The 19608-nt window shown below is 39.2% G+C and carries 20 protein-coding genes, 1 pseudogene and 1 riboswitch; of the genes and pseudogenes, 14 read left to right on the forward strand and 7 right to left on the reverse strand.

Annotated features, from left to right (window positions below; genetic code table 11):
- Window positions 1-10 precede the first annotated feature (10 nt).
- From J3U42_RS03025 to J3U42_RS03035, 3 genes are all read right to left on the reverse strand, one after another.
- Window positions 11-574, reverse strand: coding sequence for an iron transporter (locus tag J3U42_RS03025; RefSeq protein WP_220219043.1), 564 nt, complete (start codon window positions 572-574; stop codon window positions 11-13).
- 89 nt (window positions 575-663) lie between these two features.
- Window positions 664-1866 (reverse strand): FTR1 family iron permease, encoded by a 1203-nt coding sequence (locus tag J3U42_RS03030; RefSeq protein ID WP_267328597.1) that lies wholly within the window; start codon window positions 1864-1866, stop codon window positions 664-666.
- An 11-nt stretch (window positions 1867-1877) separates the two neighbouring features.
- Window positions 1878-2441 (reverse strand): nitroreductase family protein, encoded by a 564-nt coding sequence (locus tag J3U42_RS03035; protein WP_267335462.1) that lies wholly within the window; start codon window positions 2439-2441, stop codon window positions 1878-1880.
- A 348-nt stretch (window positions 2442-2789) separates the two neighbouring features.
- Here J3U42_RS03035 and J3U42_RS03040 point away from each other — a divergent pair, with 348 nt between their 5' ends.
- The 13 genes and pseudogenes from J3U42_RS03040 (at window position 2790) to thiD (ending at window position 14813) form a co-directional block, all read left to right on the forward strand.
- Window positions 2790-4241 carry an LTA synthase family protein gene (locus tag J3U42_RS03040; protein ID WP_267335464.1) on the forward strand — a complete coding sequence of 484 codons (1452 nt, stop codon included), beginning with the start codon at window positions 2790-2792 and terminating at the stop codon, window positions 4239-4241.
- A pseudogene (locus J3U42_RS12385) lies at window positions 4241-4863 on the forward strand (LysE family transporter). Before J3U42_RS03040 ends, J3U42_RS12385 begins: the two are co-directional and overlap by 1 nt.
- Window positions 4864-5063: 200 nt before the next feature.
- The gene (gene gutQ, locus J3U42_RS03050; RefSeq protein ID WP_220219038.1) at window positions 5064-6026 is read left to right on the forward strand and encodes an arabinose-5-phosphate isomerase GutQ; all 963 of its coding nucleotides are present in this window, start codon (window positions 5064-5066) and stop codon (window positions 6024-6026) included.
- Window positions 6027-6212: 186 nt separating this feature from the next.
- Window positions 6213-6734, forward strand: a complete 522-nt coding sequence (gene aroK / locus J3U42_RS03055; RefSeq protein WP_065634798.1) for a shikimate kinase AroK — start codon at window positions 6213-6215, stop codon at window positions 6732-6734.
- Window positions 6735-6801: 67 nt separating this feature from the next.
- Window positions 6802-7578, forward strand: coding sequence for an SPOR domain-containing protein (locus J3U42_RS03060; RefSeq protein WP_267335468.1), 777 nt, complete (start codon window positions 6802-6804; stop codon window positions 7576-7578).
- 49 nt (window positions 7579-7627) lie between these two features.
- Window positions 7628-8449, forward strand: a complete 822-nt coding sequence (locus J3U42_RS03065; RefSeq protein ID WP_267328602.1) for a Dam family site-specific DNA-(adenine-N6)-methyltransferase — start codon at window positions 7628-7630, stop codon at window positions 8447-8449.
- Window positions 8450-8487: 38 nt separating this feature from the next.
- Window positions 8488-9165 carry a ribulose-phosphate 3-epimerase gene (gene rpe / locus J3U42_RS03070; protein ID WP_267335470.1) on the forward strand — a complete coding sequence of 226 codons (678 nt, stop codon included), beginning with the start codon at window positions 8488-8490 and terminating at the stop codon, window positions 9163-9165.
- A complete protein-coding gene (locus J3U42_RS03075) occupies window positions 9158-9853 on the forward strand; it encodes a phosphoglycolate phosphatase (protein WP_267335472.1) in 696 nt (231 codons plus the stop codon). The genes rpe and J3U42_RS03075 overlap by 8 nt, the downstream gene beginning before the upstream one ends.
- 51 nt (window positions 9854-9904) lie before the next feature.
- Window positions 9905-10900: a tryptophan--tRNA ligase gene (trpS, locus tag J3U42_RS03080; protein ID WP_220219033.1), complete on the forward strand. Its 996-nt coding sequence runs from the start codon at window positions 9905-9907 to the stop codon at window positions 10898-10900.
- A 117-nt stretch (window positions 10901-11017) separates the two neighbouring features.
- On the forward strand, window positions 11018-12379 hold the full coding sequence (gene trkA / locus J3U42_RS03085; RefSeq protein ID WP_267335474.1) for a Trk system potassium transporter TrkA: 1362 nt from the start codon (window positions 11018-11020) through the stop codon (window positions 12377-12379).
- Window positions 12380-12416: 37 nt separating this feature from the next.
- Window positions 12417-12519, forward strand: a riboswitch (TPP riboswitch).
- Between the two features lie 48 nt (window positions 12520-12567).
- Window positions 12568-13356 (forward strand): hydroxyethylthiazole kinase, encoded by a 789-nt coding sequence (gene thiM, locus J3U42_RS03090; RefSeq protein ID WP_267335476.1) that lies wholly within the window; start codon window positions 12568-12570, stop codon window positions 13354-13356.
- A gap of 9 nt (window positions 13357-13365) precedes the next feature.
- Window positions 13366-14022, forward strand: coding sequence for a thiamine phosphate synthase (thiE, locus tag J3U42_RS03095; protein WP_220219030.1), 657 nt, complete (start codon window positions 13366-13368; stop codon window positions 14020-14022).
- A complete protein-coding gene (gene thiD / locus J3U42_RS03100; protein WP_220219029.1) occupies window positions 14019-14813 on the forward strand; it encodes a bifunctional hydroxymethylpyrimidine kinase/phosphomethylpyrimidine kinase in 795 nt (264 codons plus the stop codon). Before thiE ends, thiD begins: the two co-directional genes overlap by 4 nt.
- 91 nt (window positions 14814-14904) lie before the next feature.
- On the opposite strand, the gene J3U42_RS03105 is transcribed toward thiD, so the two are convergent.
- The 4 genes from J3U42_RS03105 to J3U42_RS03120 form a co-directional block, all read right to left on the reverse strand.
- Window positions 14905-15108 (reverse strand): heavy-metal-associated domain-containing protein, encoded by a 204-nt coding sequence (locus tag J3U42_RS03105; RefSeq protein ID WP_267335479.1) that lies wholly within the window; start codon window positions 15106-15108, stop codon window positions 14905-14907.
- Window positions 15109-15320: 212 nt separating this feature from the next.
- A complete protein-coding gene (gene mnmE / locus J3U42_RS03110; protein ID WP_267335481.1) occupies window positions 15321-16682 on the reverse strand; it encodes a tRNA uridine-5-carboxymethylaminomethyl(34) synthesis GTPase MnmE in 1362 nt (453 codons plus the stop codon).
- A gap of 110 nt (window positions 16683-16792) precedes the next feature.
- The gene (locus tag J3U42_RS03115; protein ID WP_267335483.1) at window positions 16793-17398 is read right to left on the reverse strand and encodes a YdcF family protein; all 606 of its coding nucleotides are present in this window, start codon (window positions 17396-17398) and stop codon (window positions 16793-16795) included.
- 8 nt (window positions 17399-17406) lie between these two features.
- Window positions 17407-17970 carry a DNA-3-methyladenine glycosylase I gene (locus tag J3U42_RS03120; RefSeq protein ID WP_267328609.1) on the reverse strand — a complete coding sequence of 188 codons (564 nt, stop codon included), beginning with the start codon at window positions 17968-17970 and terminating at the stop codon, window positions 17407-17409.
- Window positions 17971-18192: 222 nt separating this feature from the next.
- Here J3U42_RS03120 and J3U42_RS03125 point away from each other — a divergent pair, with 222 nt between their 5' ends.
- Window positions 18193-19545, forward strand: a complete 1353-nt coding sequence (locus J3U42_RS03125) for an MFS transporter (RefSeq protein ID WP_267335485.1) — start codon at window positions 18193-18195, stop codon at window positions 19543-19545.
- Window positions 19546-19608 lie beyond the last annotated feature (63 nt).

The raw sequence follows: 19608 nt of genomic DNA on the forward strand, positions 1-19608 counted from the left end.
AAAACGATAATTACCATGCACGTGGAATAAAATCGAAGTCCCAAGATACTTCATACGGTGTAGTCCAGAAACGACCTTCAACACCGGTTTCTTTATCAACATGTAATAAATAACCTTGTTTTTCCGGGCTTTCAATAATAAATGTCACTTTATATTTACCTGCACCGTCTAATTTAACGTTATTACCATAATGTGGACCGTCAGAAGCATTCATTGGCATAAAGTTACCTTCGATAACATTGTCGCTCCCTTCTTTTTGGATTTTATATTTCACTGTTAGATAAGGGACAAAAGTACCGATACCATAACCAAGAACATTATCTTCATTAGCTGAGATATCTGCCTCTAAATGCATATCTGATTTTGATGCAGGTAATCCGCCCATGCCAGCAGGTTCCATATCAACAGGTTGGAAATAAACAGCACTCACATTTAATGGACCGACTGTCACTTCTTCACCAATTGGAAACTCTTCAAAGCCTTTTTCCTCACCGGGTGCGGGTGCTTCGGCATTGGCGAATGATGAAAATGCAAGGATTGAAGAAATACCTGCGGCTAAAACTAATTTTTTCATTGAATACTCCTTAACTTCGTTTATGATTATGTGTTGTTACTCTTTTAATGCGACACAATTTCCCATTGTGTCACAATCAATCTTGTTACTTAATTAGAAACTGCCTTATTTGTCGATTTAAATTTGTAATATAAGACAGATACTATTACGAGCATTACCATTACTACTTGCGGAATTAATGTTTCAACCGTAGGATAAATACCTAAAATTTCAACAGAACTGATAAAATCAACCGGTGTTACCTGAATAATATCGGCTTCTTGCAACTCTTTTACACCACCACCAGCAAAAGCAATTGCCATAATGTACATCAATACACTGGTACAGATGAAGAATGGTTTAAGTGGTAATCGAATTGCACCAAAACGAATAACAATAAAGATGAAGGCAAGGATTATCCCGCCAACGCCAAGTCCGTACCAAACCATATCCATATGCTCTTTAGCATCGGCTAACATGGCTTGATAAAAAATAATAGTTTCAGCCCCTTCCCTAAACACGGCTAAGAAGGCGGCAAAGCCCAAAGCAATACTACTACCGGTTGTAACAGCCGTTTGTACTTTACCTTCAACATAACTTTTCCATGCTTCAGATTCGGATTTGGAGATCATCCAATTGCTGACAAAAAAGAGTACTACCGTGGCTAATAACATGGCGCCACCTTCCATAATCTCTTGATTAGCGCCACTCAAACCAACAATAGTATGTAAGGCAATTGCGGTTAAAATACTGACAAAAATAGCAAACAATGAACTTAGGTAAACCACTTTTAACATCGGTTTATTATTGGTTTTAACCAGATAAGCTGAGATTGCGGCAACAACCAATATCGCCTCTAAACCTTCACGGAATATGATGATAAATGAAGCGAAGAAAACACTCCAACCACTCTCTTTTTTTCCGTCTAATTCATTAGCATCTTCATGCAGCATTTTTAAAATCACATCGATTTCGGCTCGCACCACTTTATTCGGTGCATTAGATGTCATTAAACGTTTAATTTTAGCAAATTGATATTCGGTATCGGTGCCTCGTTTACCGGAAATATAGGACATTACCGCCCGTTCTACACCATGTTTTTCATAAAAGCCAAAATAGGCATTATTGACACGATCTTTTGCCTTGTTAATATCTTTCATAAAGTAGATGTCATAAGCATCATTTAGAATGATATCCATTTCATCGACAATGGCATTCCAAGACTCATATTTTTTGTCAGTGGCATAAGATGTTGGTACAAAAGTAACGATACTGGCAACAAGCAACAATGCTAATGTTAAAAATCGTTTCACTTCCTTACTCCTTATTTACCTAGTAACACTATTCCAATTGGCTTGCTGTTTTCCGGTAGTTGCAATTGTTGTGATATTACATCTGGTTTGATTGAATGAATATATCTAACACTGAGTTTTAAAGCTGTCGCGGCAAGATAGACATTTTGACTCATCGCACCGACAGCTATCTGACTAAAATCATTGGCCTGTTCAGGCGAAAAGTCGGTTAATGCTTCGCTATCAGAGACAAAAATTAAAGAGTAAGCGGCACGTTTGGTGAAATTTTGCATAGCAATATCGCCACGCAAGTCTTGATTATTTATTTCACGCAGATAGTGTCCTTCCCATTCGTATAAAAAGGTACCTTTCTCACCAGTGACATAAATTCGAACGTACGGAGCTTTGCCTTTTACCATTGGCACTGTCCACCCCGTTTTACCGCGATTTAAGCCACTGGCAGCCCAAAGTATGTTCGAAAGCTCCTCATCTGATATGGCACCTGCCGGAAACCCTCCACCAGGCGTTGAAGAGCGTTTTTTTAGGCTTTCGAATAAACTCATACCGTCTTGAGTTTGAGGAGAAGGCAAAGACATGTCTGCATAACAGAGAGACAAAGGAGAAATGCACAAGAACAATATGACAACTATCTTCCGTAATAGGCACGGCATAGCAGACCTCTGGAACCTTGATAAAATTTTAGCCATATCTTATTGCTATTATTGTTAATTATCAACATTAAATAGCAATAATTATCATTAAACACAACCTTATAAAATATAAGGATTTACTAATTTATTCGATAAAATTAAAAATTTAGTTGGTAAATTAATCAAAAACCAGCTAACTTCTATCACTACCTATAAATAGCGATTTTTATTTTTTTTATCATTAAGTATATACTGATGCTAATTGCTTTATTGAAAATTTGAGTACAACATTTTATGCCTTTATCTACATGGGTGGTATTACCCCTTTTTATTTTAGCGATTACTTCTGCTTCTTTAATTGGCAGCAAAGATTTGCGACGAGACACAATTGTGTTAATGACTGTTTTTATTGTTATGGAACTGACCTCTATCTATTTTAGTGGCGGGTTTATAGACTATCAGTTCTATGTCAACTTGAATATAAATGATATTATTGAAGGATTATTCATCTTTAAATTTCAAGCTGTCTTAGTCATTGCTGTTTTTTTTGCCTTAATCATTGGATTAATCAAATTGACGAACTTTTGTAGGCGTAAATTTCGTCTACCTTACCGTTTATTGCTAGCCACTTTAGCTATTGCATCGCTCAGTTATCATAACGGACCTTTCAGTCGTTTATACGAAATATATCAAGTCACCACTGCCGATGAAAAACCCTTCGACCAAGCGTTACAATCGATGAACATGGTTGATTATCCACATAAACAACAAGTTCACACACAGCAAGGTAAAAATATTATCGTTCTGTCGTTAGAATCCTTCGAGCAAGGCTTTTTTGATTTTGCCGATATCACCCCTAACTTAAGACAATTACGCCAAGAGTTTACCTTTTTCCCTAATATGCCAATGGCAGCAGGAAGTAGCTGGACAACCGCCTCGATGTATACTTATATGACGGGTATGCCGTTTTTAATTGGCGGATATAGTACCTCGCCTTTAATGAAAGCGGACAAAACTAAGCTGGTTAGTTTGGGGGATGTACTTCAGCAAGCAGGCTACCAAACACGCTATGTTATGTCTGGCCCCGATTTTGCTGGTATTGGACACATCGCAGAACTATTAGGCATGCAAGTTATCTCTGAAAAAAATTATGTTGGACAATATCCGGTTGCGCCATTTGGATTATATGATAAAGATATCTTAGATATCGCCCAAAAACAGGTTACTCAATTGCACAATTCCGGCAAGCCCTTTGCGCTATTTATCTCAACCATTTCAACGCATGCGCCAAATGGTTTTAATGATGAGCGCATGACCTCAGTCATATCACCAAAGGATGATAACATGTCGTTTGTGGCCGCATCCCTTGATCATAATGTAGGGAAATTTATTGCCTATTTAAAAGAAAATAATTTATTAGATGATACGGTATTTTATATCTTTCCCGATCACCTCATGATGGGGTCAGGCACACCAACAATTAATCGCCTTTCTGAAAAAGAACGCAAACTTTACTTATTAACTAATGCCAAAACGGAGAATCTACAAAAATCAACTGATCAAACAATCTATCAAATTGATCTACCTCGTTTAATCTTAAACGGCGCACAAGTTAATACCAACGCTAAATTTTTAACGGACTATTTAACCGCCCCAAATTTTGATAAAAAACAGTTCATTGAACAAAATAAGTCCAATATAGCAACGTTAAATCATGCCGCTCAAGAGTATAAACAGGACAAATAATGACGCTTGATACAATCGTTTTAGTTACAACCGTCAGCTTTTTGGGTATGGTTTCGCCCGGTCCTGATTTTTTTCTGGTGCTGAAAAACAGTTTAAGTTATAACCGAAAAACAGCGCTGCTAACGTGTTTTGGGGTGATAACGGCAATTTTAATTCATATGAGTTATTGTGTCGCAGGCATTGCTATGCTCATTACTGCCACACCCTTAATTTATGATTTACTGCGTTATGCCGGGGCAATTTATCTTTTTTGGCTGGGAATTAAAGCGCTGCTTGCCCGAAACGGTGGGACTACCTATATCAGTCAAGGCGTGGTTAGAGACCAAATCTCCGCTAAATCAGCCTTTATGCAAGGTCTCTTTTGTAATTTACTGAATCCCAAAGCAACGCTGTTTTTTTAGCGATTTTTACCCAACTACTCAATGCGCAATCTTCATTTTTAGATAAATGCTTAGTGGCGCTAATTATCTGGCTTTTAGCTGTGTTATGGTGGCCGTTTGTCGTTTTTATTTTTCAGACCCAAACCGTCCAACGGCGCTACTTTAAAATTCAATTTTTAATTGATAAATTACTGGGCGTGATACTTATTATATTAGGGGTGAAAGTCGCATTAGGGTTTTAAATATTTTGCGTAATTTAAAATCTGTTTTATACTGAAACGTATACATTTTCTGAAACTTCTTGACAAAAAACGTTTCTTTTTGAATATTCAATAGTTAATTGTTAAACTGTTGACAGTCAGACTTTTTATATTCGTTTAACTTATCGTTTCAATCATAAAAAGTTGTCATTCACATTTACCCAAACGCTAGGCTAATTGAAATGGATAAATTATTACAGTATGGTCGAGAACTGCTTGAGCTCGAACTGCAAGAAGCACAAAAGTTACCTAATCGACTCGGTAAAGATTTTATCAAAGCTTGCCAACTGATCTTATCGACCAAAGGCAAAGTGGTGGTTTCCGGCATTGGAAAATCAGGTCACATTGGCAAAAAAATTGCAGCATCGCTTGCCAGTACCGGCAGTCCGGCTTTTTTTATGCACCCGTCTGAAGCCTTACACGGCGATCTGGGTATGGTGACTGAAAATGATATTGCGATTTTAATATCCTACTCCGGGCGAGCTAAAGAGTTTAACTTTATTTTACCGATACTATCGGCCATGAATATTCCGGTAATAGCTATCACTGGTGGGCTGGACTCCCCGCTAGCTAAGGCGGCACAAGCAGTACTGGATATCTCAATTGAAAAAGAGGCTTGTCCTATGGGACTGGCGCCGACTTCAAGCTCAACTAACACGCTGCTAATGGGCGATGCGCTTGCGATTGCTGTCATGCGTGCCAGAGGCTTTAAAGAAGAGGACTTTGCGCGTTCACATCCGGCTGGAAGCTTAGGGGCAAAATTACTTAATCAAGTTAAAGATGTCATGCGAACAGGTGATTTAATTCCTAAAGTGCCGGAAAGTGCAACCGTCCTTGATGCTATGCTAGAATTAAGCCGTACCGGTGTTGGTTTGGTTGCTATATGCCATAACGATAACCAAATAATCGGCGTATTTACAGACGGTGATCTGCGCCGTTTATTGTTAAAAAATGGCACTTTACAAGATAGTATTGCCCAAGTGATGACCAGCCCGGGTTATCGAATCCCCGAAAACTGGAAAGCAGTAGAAGCATTAAAAACATTTAATGATCATAACATTACCGCTGCACCGGTAGTCAATAGCGAAGGGGAATTAGTCGGTGCTTTAAACATTCATGATTTGCACCAAGCAGGTATAAGCTAAAACTATTGATAAATACCTATTGCAAAAAGGGGCTATCTATTGAGATAATTACCGACCTAAATTTTTGTCGTTAGACGGAGATCCAAGAAAAGTTACACAATGACAAACCAAAATGATATTACCAATCATAACGAGTTGATATTGTGTTGTAAATTTTAACCAAAATTAATAGATGATGAAACTACAATGGCAGAAAAGCGAAATATCTTTCTAATTGGCCCAATGGGGGCAGGAAAAAGCACAATAGGCCGACAAATTGCACAACAGTTGGGCATGGAATTTTTTGACTCCGATCAAGAGATTGAAAAACGTACAGGTGCTGATATTGCATGGATTTTTGACTTAGAAGGTGAAGACGGATTCCGAGCCAGAGAAGAGAAAGTCATTAACGAATTGACTGAAAAACAAGGTGTTGTACTGGCAACAGGTGGCGGATCGGTTTTATCTAAAGAGACACGGAATCGATTATCAGCACGTGGTATTGTTGTTTATCTTGAAACAACCATTGAAAAACAGATGGCACGGACTCAAAAAGATAAACGCCGTCCATTATTACAAGGTGGTAACACCCCAAGAGAACTTTATGAAGAGCTTGCCGGTGAACGTGAACCACTTTATGAAGAGATAGCGGATATCACAATAAAAACTGATGAGCAAAGTGCTAAAGGTGTTGCTGGTTATATCATTGAGAAAATAGAGCAAATCTAAGTCATTGACATTCTTCAGTGGCTTGAATTGTTGAGCAATAAACCAGATGTTGGGTTAAGGAGAGAATATGCGTGTAGATAAAAATGATCGATATGTATCAGAAAATTCTTACAAGAAGTCTACGCCTTTAATGCAATTGCCAAATTTTCTTCAAAACTACTCAAAAAGAAAATTGACTATTATGCTTATGGCAGTTGTAATAATTCTGTTATTACTTAGCTTAGTCGTATTTCGTCCTTCAACAAATAACGAACCAACTTCATTAACACCGCCGGTAGTCAATGGCGTTCCGCCGGAAGAGCCAAATAGCGTAACCGAGCAACAACCTAATCCTGCTATTCAACCGCCACAACCGGTTGATAGTCAGACAACTAATGGTAGCTCAAATAGTGCACAGAGCAATGCTACGCAATCTGGCGGCAATGAAAATAGCAATAACCCAACACAAGCACCGAATTCGGCTAATGGAGCAAGCACTAGCCAACCGACTACACCGCCAGCTTCTCCGCAAACTACGCAGAAGCCTGAGCCTGTTAGTCATAAACCAGAAATTAATACTTCAACAAACTCAGCGATAATTAAAGACGAACACTATGCTGTCCAACTTAGTGCGTCTAAATCAGCTGAGGGATTAAGAAAACTCGTTAAGCAACATAATTTGACCAATTACCAGATTTACGAAACCAAACGTAACAATGAAACTTGGTATATTTTAGTTCAAGGTAATTACGCCACCGCTGATGAAGCGAAAAAGGCGATTAAATCATTACCCGATGCTTTACAAAACGACAAACCATGGATCAAATCTGGTGCAACGATCAATAAAGAAAAAACTGCAAAATAATAAAGGATATCGTTCATTTATCCTGGCAATAACAAAATAGGAGTTTCCGTTGAAGAAGCAGCGAGCCTTTTTAAAATGGGCTGGAGGAAAATATGAGCTCGTAGACACGATTAAGCGATATCTACCACAAGGGGATCAACTCATTGAGCCTTTTGTTGGCGCTGGCTCCGTTTTTTTAAACACCAATTATAAAAGTTATATTTTAGCTGATATCAATCATGACTTAATTGCACTTTATAACTTATTAAAGACAAGTCCTGATAAGTTTATCAGCGATCTTAAATTACTATTTAGTAAACAAAATAACCAAGCTGATGCATTTTATCAGTTACGAGATGTGTTTAATGGGAGCAAAGATCAGTATATTAGATCGCTTCTGTTTGTCTATTTAAACCGCCACTGTTACAACGGTCTTTGTCGCTATAATAACAGTGGATTATTTAATGTGCCATTTGGACGTTATAAAACAATTTATTTCCCTGAAAAAGAGCTCTATTTTTTTGCTAAAAAAGCGCAAAATGCTGAGTTTATTTGTGCGCCTTATCATGATGTCATGAAACAAGCTAAACATAATTCAGTGATTTATTGCGATCCTCCCTATCTTTCGCCCAATGACTCAGCAGGTTTTACTGCTTACTACTCCAATAATTTTGGATTTGATGAGCATAAGAAATTATCGCAATTAGCCGAAAACATGGCTTATGAGAATAATGTTCCGGTTCTGGTATCTAATCATGATACTGATTATACAAGAACTTTATACAATAAAGCGCGATATCTTTATCGTGCTGAAATGCGTCGCTCAATTAGTTGCGCAGGTGAAGGGCGCAAAAAAATTGATGAAATTTTAGCCTTATATCAAAAGTCATAAAGTGATATTGATAAAGGCTTTATCAGTAGAGGTATGTTATGCAAGAGTTTATTATAGCGCCATCAATACTATCAGCCGATTTTGCCCGTCTTGGCGAAGATACCCAAAAAGTACTTGATGCCGGGGCGGATGTAGTCCATTTTGATGTAATGGATAACCACTTTGTGCCAAATTTAACTATGGGTTCAATGTTCTGCAAGGCACTTCGTGACTATGGAATCAAAGCGCCAATTGATGTGCATTTAATGGCATCGCCGGTTGAAGAGCTGATTGTCTCTTTTGCGAAAGCCGGCGCGACTAACATATCTATTCATCCCGAAGCGACCATTCATCTTGATCGCTCATTACAACTTATTAGAGATCATGGTTGTACCGCCGGTTTGGTTTTCAACCCGGCAACACCATTGGATTATTTAGATTATGTCATGGACAAAGTCGATATTATCTTATTAATGGGTGTCAATCCCGGCTTTGGTGGACAATCATTTATCCCCTCAACGCTAAAAAAACTACAACAAGTGAAAAAGCGGATTGTCGAATCGGGGCAAAATATCAGACTTGAAATCGACGGCGGGGTAAAAGTTGAAAACATCGCCGAAATAGCAAAAGCAGGTGCCGATATGTTTGTTGCCGGCTCAGCTATATTTGGTCAACCCGACTATAAAACCGTTATTGATGCCATGCGAAAAGCGTTATCAGGAGTAAAACATGCCTAAACTTGATGATATTCAGGCAATTGCCTTTGATCTCGACGGCACTTTAGTTGACAGTGTGCCCGGACTGGCCTTAGCTGCTAAGCAAATGTTGGCCGACTTAAATCTGCCGACAGTTACCAATGAACAAGTCAAAAATTGGGTGGGTAATGGTATTGATGTTATGCTAGAACGTGTGTTTAAAGCCATTGAGGTAACACCTTCTACAGAATTATTTCATCAAGCAAAAGATCGCTTTAATCAACACTATGACAAAGTCATGGATGCCCAAACAAAACTGTTTCCGCATGTCAAAGAAACGTTAAAAATCCTACACGATAATCACTACCCTTTAGCTTTAGTGACCAATAAACCAGCGCATTTCTTACCTGCACTGCTCAGTTCATTAGGCATTAAAGACTATTTTTCGTTAGTGCTAGGCGGTGGGGATGTGATTAAATTAAAACCGCATCCGGCGCCACTTTATCAAGTTATGGCAACGTTTGGACTATTTAGCTCGCAATTATTATTTGTCGGCGATTCTAAAAATGATATTGATGCGGCAAAAAATGCCAATTGCCCAACAGTTGCATTAAGCTATGGTTATAATTATGGTATATCTATTGCAACCAGTCATCCCGATTTTTTACTGGATGATTTTAAAGATATATTAACCTTATTACCTCAGCCCAAAGCTGACGCAAAAAAATAATTAGCACAAATAATTAGCACAAATAAAGAGAAAACAGATTAGGAATAAATTATGAGTAAACCGATTGTATTTAGTGGCGCTCAGCCATCAGGAGAACTAACACTTGGCAACTACTTAGGTGCTTTAAAAAATTGGGTGGCGTTGCAAAATGAATATGATTGCGTTTACTGTATCGTCAATCAACATGCGATAACGGTACGTCAAGATCCACAAAAACTACGCAAAGCGACGCTCGATACCTTAGCACTTTATTTAGCTTGTGGCATCGATCCGCAAAAAAGTACCATTTTTGTTCAATCACATGTGCCAGCCCATGCCGAACTTGGTTGGGCATTAAACTGCTACACCTACTTTGGCGAGCTGAGCCGTATGACACAGTTTAAAGATAAATCATCACGCCATAGTGAGAATATTAATGCCGGCTTATTTGATTATCCGGTACTTATGGCTGCCGATATTTTACTTTATCAAGCTAATTTAGTGCCAGTTGGTGATGATCAAAAACAACATCTTGAGTTATCACGTGATATTGCGATGCGCTTTAATGCGCTTTATGGTGAGATATTTACGGTACCAGAGCCCTTTATTCCGAAAGTCGGTGCAAGAGTGATGTCACTTCAAGAACCGACTAAGAAAATGTCTAAATCAGATGAAAACCGTAACAACGTCATTGGTTTACTTGAAAATCCAAAAGATATTGAGAAAAAAATTAAGCGAGCCATGACCGATTCTGATGAGCCACCGGTTGTACGTTATGATTTAAAAAATAAAGCGGGAGTGTCTAATCTGTTAGATATCTTAACCGGCATCACGGGCAAACCGATAATTGAGCTTGAAAAAGAGTTTGAAGGCAAAATGTACGGCCACTTGAAAACTGAAGTAGCAACACAAGTTATTGATATGTTAACGGCTTTACAAGCTAAATATCACCAATACCGTGACGATGAAACGTACCTGTTTTCAATTATGCGTGAAGGTGCTGATAAAGCACGCTCAAAAGCTGAGCCGACGTTGAGAAAAGTGTACGATGCTATCGGTTTTGTATAACAACGATTCGACAGACGACACAAGTCGCGATAAACATTGAACAATATTAATTGGCTTTGGTAAGCAAAAAAGTTGACACTGTAAGCTTTAAAGCCATTTAACTATTATGGGTTAACAATGAAGATTATAATTCTTGGTGCAGGACAAACCGGCAGTGCGCTGGCAGAGTATCTGGTAACCGATAAACAAAACGATGTCACTGTGGTTGATGAAGATCACGAAAAATTGCAATCTTTGCAAGAGCGTTTTGATTTACAAGTCATTGTAGGAAAATCTTCTTATCCACAAGTGTTGGAAAGCGCTGGTGCTGAATCAGCTGATATGCTCGTTGCGGTTACCAATTCTGACGAAGTTAATATGATGGCTTGTCAGATTGGTCATGTCATGTTTAACATTCCGCAAAAAGTCGCCCGTATTCGTGCGCCGGAATACAATGATGAACGATACCCTTTTTTCAATAAAGATTGTATTAATATCGATCACATTATTGCACCAGAAAATTTAATCACAAATCATATCAGTCAATTAATTCAATATCCCGGCGCTCTACAGTTTGCCTCGTTTTATGATAATCGGGTCTGTCTAGTTGCTGTTACTGCATATTATGGTGGCGCTTTAGTCGGTAGTGAACTGTCCGAACTCAAAGAGCATCTCCCGCATGTTGAAGCTCGAGTGGTGGCGATTTATCGCCAAAATCGCTTTATTCGTCCATTAGGCTCTACACTTATTGAAGCCGGTGATATGGTCTACTTTATTACGCCTCCGGTGAATATTAAAGCGGTAACCAGCGAGCTACAACGGTTAGAGAAACCTTACAAGCGAATTATAATTAGCGGTGGTGGCGGGGTTGCGGTTGCCTTAGCTAAGCGGTTAGAGAACGACTATCAAGTCAAGTTGATTGAGCGGGATGCGGAACGGGCAGAATTTATTGCTGAACAGTTAATTAATACCACCGTTTTACATGGTGAATCGTCCGACCAAGAGCTTTTATCGCAAGAACAAGTCGAATTAACCGATCTGTTTATTGCTGTAACCAGCGATGATGAATCAAATATTATGTCTTCAATGCTGGCCAAAAGAATGGGCGCCAAAAAAGTTATTGTGTTAATCCAAAAACAGGCTTATTTGGAATTGATTAATGATAGTGTGATTGATATTGCTATCTCCCCACAACACGCAACGATTTCAGAGCTACTGAGCCATGTAAGACAAACCGGCGTTGTAAAAGTGATTTCACTTCGACAAGGCGAATCGGAAATTGTCGAAGTGGTGGCTAATGGCACCAATGAGAGCTCGAAACTGGTCGGCAAAAATATCAACGGACTAAAATTACCGTCCGGCGCAACCATTGGGGCTGTTGTTCGTGGTGAAGATGTCATTATCGTCAACACGGATTTAACTATTGAAGATGGCGATCATTTAATAATCTTCCTACCGGAAAGAAAAGTGATAACAGATATCGAAAGATTATTACAATAGCTTGTTTAAAACCGATAGTAAGTTCATAATAACTAAAAAATTTGACTCGGGGTGTTTTTTGCCTTTTGCAAAAAACTGAGAGTTTACCCGTTGAACCTGATCTGGATCATACCAGCGTAGGGAAGTCTGAGCCACATTGCGCTTAATCTGGCAAATTCTTCCCAATAAATAGATGATAAGGAATGAATATGTCACAAGCCAAAATGTTTGATTTAGCCCAAGCCACCCCCTTTATTAATAACGTTAAACAACAACATCCCCTCGTCCATTGTATAACAAATGATGTAGTTCAAAATTTTACTGCCAATGTATTACTGGCTATTGGCGCATCACCTGCAATGATTGTTGCCAAGCAAGAAGTTGTCGATTTTGTTAGCGTTGCCAGCAGTTTATTGGTTAATATTGGAACAATTGAGGATAATATTGCGCAAAGCATGCTGCTTGCTGCAAAGCAAGCACAACAAAGTCAAACACCATGGGTGCTCGATCCGGTCGCTGTTGGTCCAGCATTGCCTTATCGCACCGCAATAGCTCATCAATTATTGGCATTTCAGCCCACTGCCATTCGCGGTAATGCATCAGAAATTTTGGCATTAAGCGGTGAGCAATCTTGCTCAAACGGGCCTGATAGCCAAGATTCAACCGAACAGGCGCTTGAAGCGGCAAAGCAGTTAGCACAAAAGTATCAAACCATTGTTGCAATGACCGGTGATATTGATTATGTGACTAACGGTCAAATCACATACCGCATTGAAGGCGGTGATATTGCATTGACGAAAGTAACCGGAACCGGTTGCTCACTGTCGGCAATGGTGGCGGCCTTTATCGCTAGCTCAGACGATACGTTATTAGCTTGTGCTTCGGCCTGTTTGATGATGAAAAAAGCGGGTGAACAAGCTAACAAACACCATGGCTTAGGCAGTTATGCCGTATCAATTATCGATAAGCTTTCACTGTTTAATTCACACCATGGATAAGGAAATCTGATGAAAAAACAATTGAATTTGGACTTATATTTAGTTCTCGATCCCTTATTGTGTGGTGGTATTAATGGTATGGTAAACACGACCCAAATTGCTGTTGCTAATGGCGTGACTGCTGTGCAGTTAAGATCTGAGCAAGCGCTAACAGGTAAAGCGTGGTATCATGCCGCCTTAGCACTGAAAACCGCACTAGCCGACACCCCTGTCCCACTATTTATTAATGACCATATTGATATTGCACTCGCTATTGACGCAGATGGAGTCCATATTGGGCAAAGTGATCTGCCTGTCGATGTTACTCGCCGTTTAATCGGTAAGGATAAATGGTTAGGGTTCTCAGTTTCCAATCAAGAGCAACTTAATGCGGTTGACTGGCAACAAGTCGATTATTTGGGAATTGGCCCAATCTTTCCAACATCAACCAAAAAAGATGCGGCAACAGCTATGGGAATTGAGCAGCTGACTCAACAAGTAAAACTGAAAAAATGCCCTGCTGTAGCCATTGGTGGCATTGATATCAATAATATTAGCCAAGTTATTCAAACAGGTATTGACGGCGTTGCCGTGGTTTCCGCCATTTGTGGACAAAAAAATGTCGCACAGGCAACCGCATCGCTGATTAATAAAATACAACAAGCTCGACAGGAAAAAATATTATGACAACAATCGCCTTAACCATCGCCGGCTCCGACCCAAGTGGTGGTGCCGGTATTCAAGCTGATTTAAAAACATTTTCAGCATTAGGCGCTTATGGGATGTCGGTAATTACTGCTCTCACTGCGCAAAGCACTCAAGGCGTTGATGACGTGCTGGCTATATCGCCACAATTTGTTGAAGCGCAGTTTAATACGTTATATCAGGATATCAACATCGACAGTGTTAAAATCGGTATGTTGATGAACAAAGAGATAGTGTCGACGGTCTATCATTTATTAAAAAATAACCCTATAAATAACATTGTGCTAGACACCGTTATGGTTGCCAAAGGTGGGCACCGCTTATTAAAATCCGACGCTGTGACTGCAATTCGTGAAAAATTATTGCCACTGGCAACTGTTATCACCCCAAACTTGCCGGAAGCAGCTGCCTTGTTAGATTGTGACGAAGCTAGCAACGAAAATGATATGCTAAAACAGGGGCAAGCGCTGCTTAAATTAGGCTGTCAAGCTGTGCTAATGAAAGGCGGACACTTGCCGGGGCATGAAAGCCCGGATTACTTGATCACACATGATGAAATTATCACTATGTCTTCACCAAGAATTCAAACCAAAAATACCCATGGCACAGGTTGCACCTTATCTGCGGCAATTGCTGCGTTATTACCTCAGCGCAGTTTAGCGCAGGCAGTCAAACAAGCGAAAGATTATTTATATGGCGCCATTAGCCATGCTGATGATTTAAGTATCGGAAAAGGTATTGGACCAACGCACCACTTTTACCAATGGTGGTGATCGATTGATAACTGAGGTTTCGGACAAATTAACACTGTTTTTTATTTAACTGAAATTTTGCCCGAAACCGTCATAATTGAAATCATTAAAACTAGTAGGCAATACCAACAAATTCATAACCGGCTTCATTAATCGCAGCAATAGCGGCTTCTTGCGAAATGTTTCCGCCGTCGATATCAACTTCATGTTTAGCTAAATCAACCGTCACTTTAGCCTTTGGATCGATATCGTTAATCGCCTTAGTGATAGCATTAACACAGTGCTGACAACTCATATTATCGACTATTAATTTCATAATTAACCCTCTGTTTTATTGGAAATAACATGGTTTTGTAAATAATTAACCCGCTGAGCGCATAGATTAGCTATTTAACAAAACGCTATGCTAAAAATGAAAAAGTTTTTATATATTACGCTAAAACAGCCTAAAACCAAACTACCAACTTACTATGATAAAACGATAAATAAGCTGTTATTTAGCTTAGCTTAACAGTTGAATTACATCTTCTATTTACCAATGCAAAATGAGCTAAATATGCGCCCAAGCAAATCATCAGAAGTAAACTCTCCGGTAATTTCACTTAAAGCTTCTTGCGCAAGTCTTAACTCCTCAGCGAGTAATTCACCGGCATGAAAAGTCATTAATTGATAATGCCCATTGCTTAAGTGCTGAGCGGCTTTTTCCAGTGCTTGTAAATGGCGGCGGCGCGCTAAAAAGCCACCTTCAGTGCTCGCATTAAAGCCCATAGCTTGTTTAAGATGATCACGCAGTAGCGCAATACCGTCACCGGTACGGGCTGAAAGTTGAATTAGCGAGTAGCCATCTATTTCACTGTAACCTAACGCCTCGCCGGTTAAGTCAGCTTTATTACGAATCACAGTTACAGGCATATTTTTTGGCAGACGCTCGATAAATTCTGGCCACAATTTTTCCGGATTAGTTTCATTGGTCGTTGTGCTATCTACCATAAATAAGACTCGATCGGCTTGCTCTATTTCATGCCATGCTCGTTCAATACCGATTCTTTCCACTTCGTCACTGGCTTCACGCAATCCGGCAGTATCTATGATGTGTAGAGGCATACCGTCAATATGAATATGTTCACGTAACACATCACGAGTCGTACCGGCAATATCGGTCACAATTGCAGCTTCACGCCCGGCAAGTGCATTAAGTAAACTTGATTTACCGGCATTAGGGCGCCCGGCTATCACCACTTTCATGCCTTCTCGTAACAGTGAGCCTTGTTTAGCCTCTTGACGAACTTCGTTTAAGCGAGCAATCACTTCATTAAGTTGCGCTTCTATTTTGCCGTCCGACAAAAAGTCGATCTCTTCTTCAGGAAAGTCAATAGCAGCTTCCGTAAAGATTCTTAGGTGAATCAATGATTCAACTAGCGCATTAACTTTTTTAGAAAATACCCCCTGTAGGGATGATATAGCTGATTTTGCAGCCTGTTCAGAACTGGCGTCAATTAAGTCGGCAATGGCTTCAGCTTGGGCTAAATCTAATTTATCATTTAAAAAAGCACGCTCTGAAAACTCACCCGGCCTTGCAATTCGCACATTAGGAATCTCAAGCACTCGTTTAAGTAGCAGATCTAAAATTACCGGCCCACCATGCCCTTGTAATTCAAGCACATCTTCACCGGTGAAAGAGTGAGGATTAGGGAAATATAATGCGATCCCCTCATCTAACGTTGTATTATCAGACGCTAAAAAGGGAAGATACTCAGCATAACGAGGTTTTGGTAATTTTCCTAATACCGCATGCGCAACTGTTTGAGCTTGAGGCCCGGAAATACGCAAAATTCCAACACCACCTCGACCCGGTGGCGTTGCTTGTGCAACAATTGTATCGGATTTCATATTTATCTATAACAATTTAAAATTTGATGATTAATAATAGCATGGAAGCACGGTAAAAACATTAGCTACTAATGGCTTTACCGCGATTGATTAAAGGTTTTGATTTAAAATTATTGCTCGTTTTTCATATCATCGCTTGGGTGATCAAATAGCCAGGAGTTTGCCAGTGCAAGTGGCTCACGAATCAATGCATAATATTTATCGATATTATCCCAAGCTAATGGCGCTGATAGACCTGATACCTGACTAATACCTGAACGTTTGGCTAACATAATTGAACGCAACAGATGAAAATCATTGGTTACCACAACCGTATTACCTAAAGGTAATACATGATTTGCATAGATAAATTGTTGTGCTGTTCGGATTGATTTATCTTCTTGATAAATTCGACTAGGTTCGATACCTTTATCGATTAAATATTGTGCCATAACGCTAGCTTCGGTTGCCGACTCATCCCTTCCTTGCCCGCCACAAACAACCACTTTGGTTTGGGGATTATCTTTTAAGTAATCATACGCAACATCCAATCTTACAGCTAATGTAGGATGCGCAACAGCCGGCTTGCCTATAACTTGAGAGCCGAGCACCACTAAAGTATCCGCATTTGATACCGGTTTTTTATTGGCATACAAATAAATAACAATATTGGCAATAACAAAATAGGTAAAGATTAAAATAAAACAAATCTTGATCAATTTAATGAGCATAGTCATTTTTTCCTTTATTTTTTATCACAATATTGAAAATGATCGTTAACTAATCCCATTGATTGCATAAAAGCATAACAGATAGTCGAACCAACAAAAGTAAAACCTCGCTTTTTTAAAGCTTTTGACATGCTGTCAGAAATATCGGTAGTAATAGGCACTTCACTCATATCGTTAAAATGATTAATAATCGGTTTTCCCTCGACAAATGACCAGATAAATGTTGAAAAATCTTCACCGTTATTTTGCATATTTAAATAGGCATGCGCATTTTTTACTATTCCGTTGAGTTTTAAACGATTGCGTATTAAGCCTTTGTTTTGCAATAAAGCTTCGATATTTTCTGCCGTTAATTGAATAATTTTTTCAGGCTTAAAATCAAAAAAACAGCGACGGTACTCTTCTCGTTTCTTTAGCACTGTAATCCATGATAATCCAGCTTGTTGCCCTTCTAAACAAAGTTTTTCGAATAATTTAAGGCTATCATATTGAGCAATTCCCCATTCGTTATCATGATAATCGATATACAAAGGATCATTAGATACCCAGCTACAGCGCCTTGATTGTGGGGTTGACATAGATAGTTTTCCTTACATAAATTTCTATAAACAAGCTGAATTTTTCCAAATTTTTCCAAGAATTATAAATCAAATAACCGGTTTTGTCTCATTCATGAAATTTTTTTATGATGAAAAAAAGGACAAATTTTTATGGCAGAATGTTGTCTCGATTTAGGATTTCGTCAAAAAAGATGAATTATTTGGTTATCTTTATTTAACAATAACAATAAGGTTGTGTTCATGAGTCAATCTGAAATCAACGCCGAATGGCAACCCGTTGCTCGGCCATTAAATTGCAAGGATTTGAAAACATTAGTGCTCTCATCGTTAGGTGGAACGTTAGAGTTTTACGATTTTGTTATTTACGCGCTTTATATTGACACTATTGTCAAACCGCTTTTCCTCCCCCATACATTATCACCTTTAACCTTGGATCTTTTTGCTTGGGGAATTTTTGCCGCTGGTTATTTAGTTCGTCCGGTTGGCGGAATTATCATGGCGCACTTTGGCGATAAAGTCGGACGTAAAAAAATGTTCACGCTAAGTGTAGCCATGATGGCTTTACCGACTTTTATTATAGGTATATTACCCACTTATGAAACTATTGGAATTATGGCGCCACTACTCCTGTTGATAATGCGTATGCTACAAGGTGCAGCCATTGGCGGGGAAATGCCCGGTGCTTGGGTATTTATTGCAGAGCATGTGCCAAAACAACGTTACGGATTTGGCGTTGGCACCTTAACATCCGGCATAACTGGCGGTATCTTGCTTGGTTTTATTGTGACAATTATTATTGATCTCTGTTTTACCAACCAAAATATCTTAGATTATGCTTGGCGTATTCCCTTTATCGTCGGGGGGATTTTTGGTGTTATTTCAGTTTATTTGCGCCGATTTTTATCTGAAACGCCAATTTTTAAAGAATTGGCTGCCCGTAAAGCTATTGAAAAAAATATTCCAGTTGTGACCGTTTTGAAAAAACATAAAACCGCTTGCATGATTGTGGCGCTTTTAACTTGGTCATTATCAACAGCCATTATGGTCGGCATTTTAATTACCCCGGGGCGTATTGTCGGGGGGATGTACCACTTTGCCAACCTTGATTGGCGAATCGGTGGTTGTATTGCAGCATTAACCTTAACCATTGGCTGTATTATTTCGGGTTGGTTAGAAGATAAGCTCGGAACTACTAAAACCGTTATCCTTTCTTGGGGTGGCCTTGCGATTGTTAGTATCTATTTTTATAGCAGTCTATCGCCTGACATTTCGCTCTGCAAATTATATTCAATTTGGGCAATATTTGGATTATTTATTGGTTCTATCGCAATGACACCAATTATTGGCACCAGAACTTTCCCACCCGCTATCCGCTATTCGGGACTGTCATTTTCTTATAATTTAGCCTATGCCTTGTTTAGTGCAATTACGCCAACGTTAACCATTTATCTATTAAGTCCGGATCATTTACTGGGTCAATATAGTTATCTTGGTGCGGGAATTTATATCTCATTTGTGGCATTAATCGCCGTCGCTGTAGGCTTTTATCCATTAGCCAAACAAGGCTGGCGAAGTGAGTCTAATAATCGATAAGTAAGAAGTACAAAAAAGCAGGCATTAGCCTGCTTTTTATTTTATAGTTTGCAGTCATTAATT

The organism is Gilliamella sp. B2923, assembly GCF_026536565.1.
GTDB lineage: Bacteria > Pseudomonadota > Gammaproteobacteria > Enterobacterales > Orbaceae > Gilliamella.

Excerpts from the sequence above, each read along its gene's own strand:
- J3U42_RS03025 (WP_220219043.1), bottom strand. The coding sequence starts at position 574 with ATGAAAAAATTAGTTTTAGCCGCAGGTATTTCTTCAATCCTTGCATTT.
- J3U42_RS03035 (WP_267335462.1), bottom strand. The coding sequence starts at position 2,441 with ATGTCTTTGCCTTCTCCTCAAACTCAAGACGGTATGAGTTTATTCGAA.
- J3U42_RS03040 (WP_267335464.1), top strand. The coding sequence starts at position 2,790 with ATGCCTTTATCTACATGGGTGGTATTACCCCTTTTTATTTTAGCGATT.
- gutQ (WP_220219038.1), top strand. The coding sequence starts at position 5,064 with ATGGATAAATTATTACAGTATGGTCGAGAACTGCTTGAGCTCGAACTG.
- aroK (WP_065634798.1), top strand. The coding sequence starts at position 6,213 with ATGGCAGAAAAGCGAAATATCTTTCTAATTGGCCCAATGGGGGCAGGA.
- J3U42_RS03060 (WP_267335468.1), top strand. The coding sequence starts at position 6,802 with ATGCGTGTAGATAAAAATGATCGATATGTATCAGAAAATTCTTACAAG.
- rpe (WP_267335470.1), top strand. The coding sequence starts at position 8,488 with ATGCAAGAGTTTATTATAGCGCCATCAATACTATCAGCCGATTTTGCC.
- J3U42_RS03075 (WP_267335472.1), top strand. The coding sequence starts at position 9,158 with ATGCCTAAACTTGATGATATTCAGGCAATTGCCTTTGATCTCGACGGC.
- trpS (WP_220219033.1), top strand. The coding sequence starts at position 9,905 with ATGAGTAAACCGATTGTATTTAGTGGCGCTCAGCCATCAGGAGAACTA.
- trkA (WP_267335474.1), top strand. The coding sequence starts at position 11,018 with ATGAAGATTATAATTCTTGGTGCAGGACAAACCGGCAGTGCGCTGGCA.
- thiM (WP_267335476.1), top strand. The coding sequence starts at position 12,568 with ATGTCACAAGCCAAAATGTTTGATTTAGCCCAAGCCACCCCCTTTATT.
- thiE (WP_220219030.1), top strand. The coding sequence starts at position 13,366 with ATGAAAAAACAATTGAATTTGGACTTATATTTAGTTCTCGATCCCTTA.
- thiD (WP_220219029.1), top strand. The coding sequence starts at position 14,019 with ATGACAACAATCGCCTTAACCATCGCCGGCTCCGACCCAAGTGGTGGT.
- J3U42_RS03105 (WP_267335479.1), bottom strand. The coding sequence starts at position 15,108 with ATGAAATTAATAGTCGATAATATGAGTTGTCAGCACTGTGTTAATGCT.
- mnmE (WP_267335481.1), bottom strand. The coding sequence starts at position 16,682 with ATGAAATCCGATACAATTGTTGCACAAGCAACGCCACCGGGTCGAGGT.
- J3U42_RS03115 (WP_267335483.1), bottom strand. The coding sequence starts at position 17,398 with ATGACTATGCTCATTAAATTGATCAAGATTTGTTTTATTTTAATCTTT.
- J3U42_RS03120 (WP_267328609.1), bottom strand. The coding sequence starts at position 17,970 with ATGTCAACCCCACAATCAAGGCGCTGTAGCTGGGTATCTAATGATCCT.
- J3U42_RS03125 (WP_267335485.1), top strand. The coding sequence starts at position 18,193 with ATGAGTCAATCTGAAATCAACGCCGAATGGCAACCCGTTGCTCGGCCA.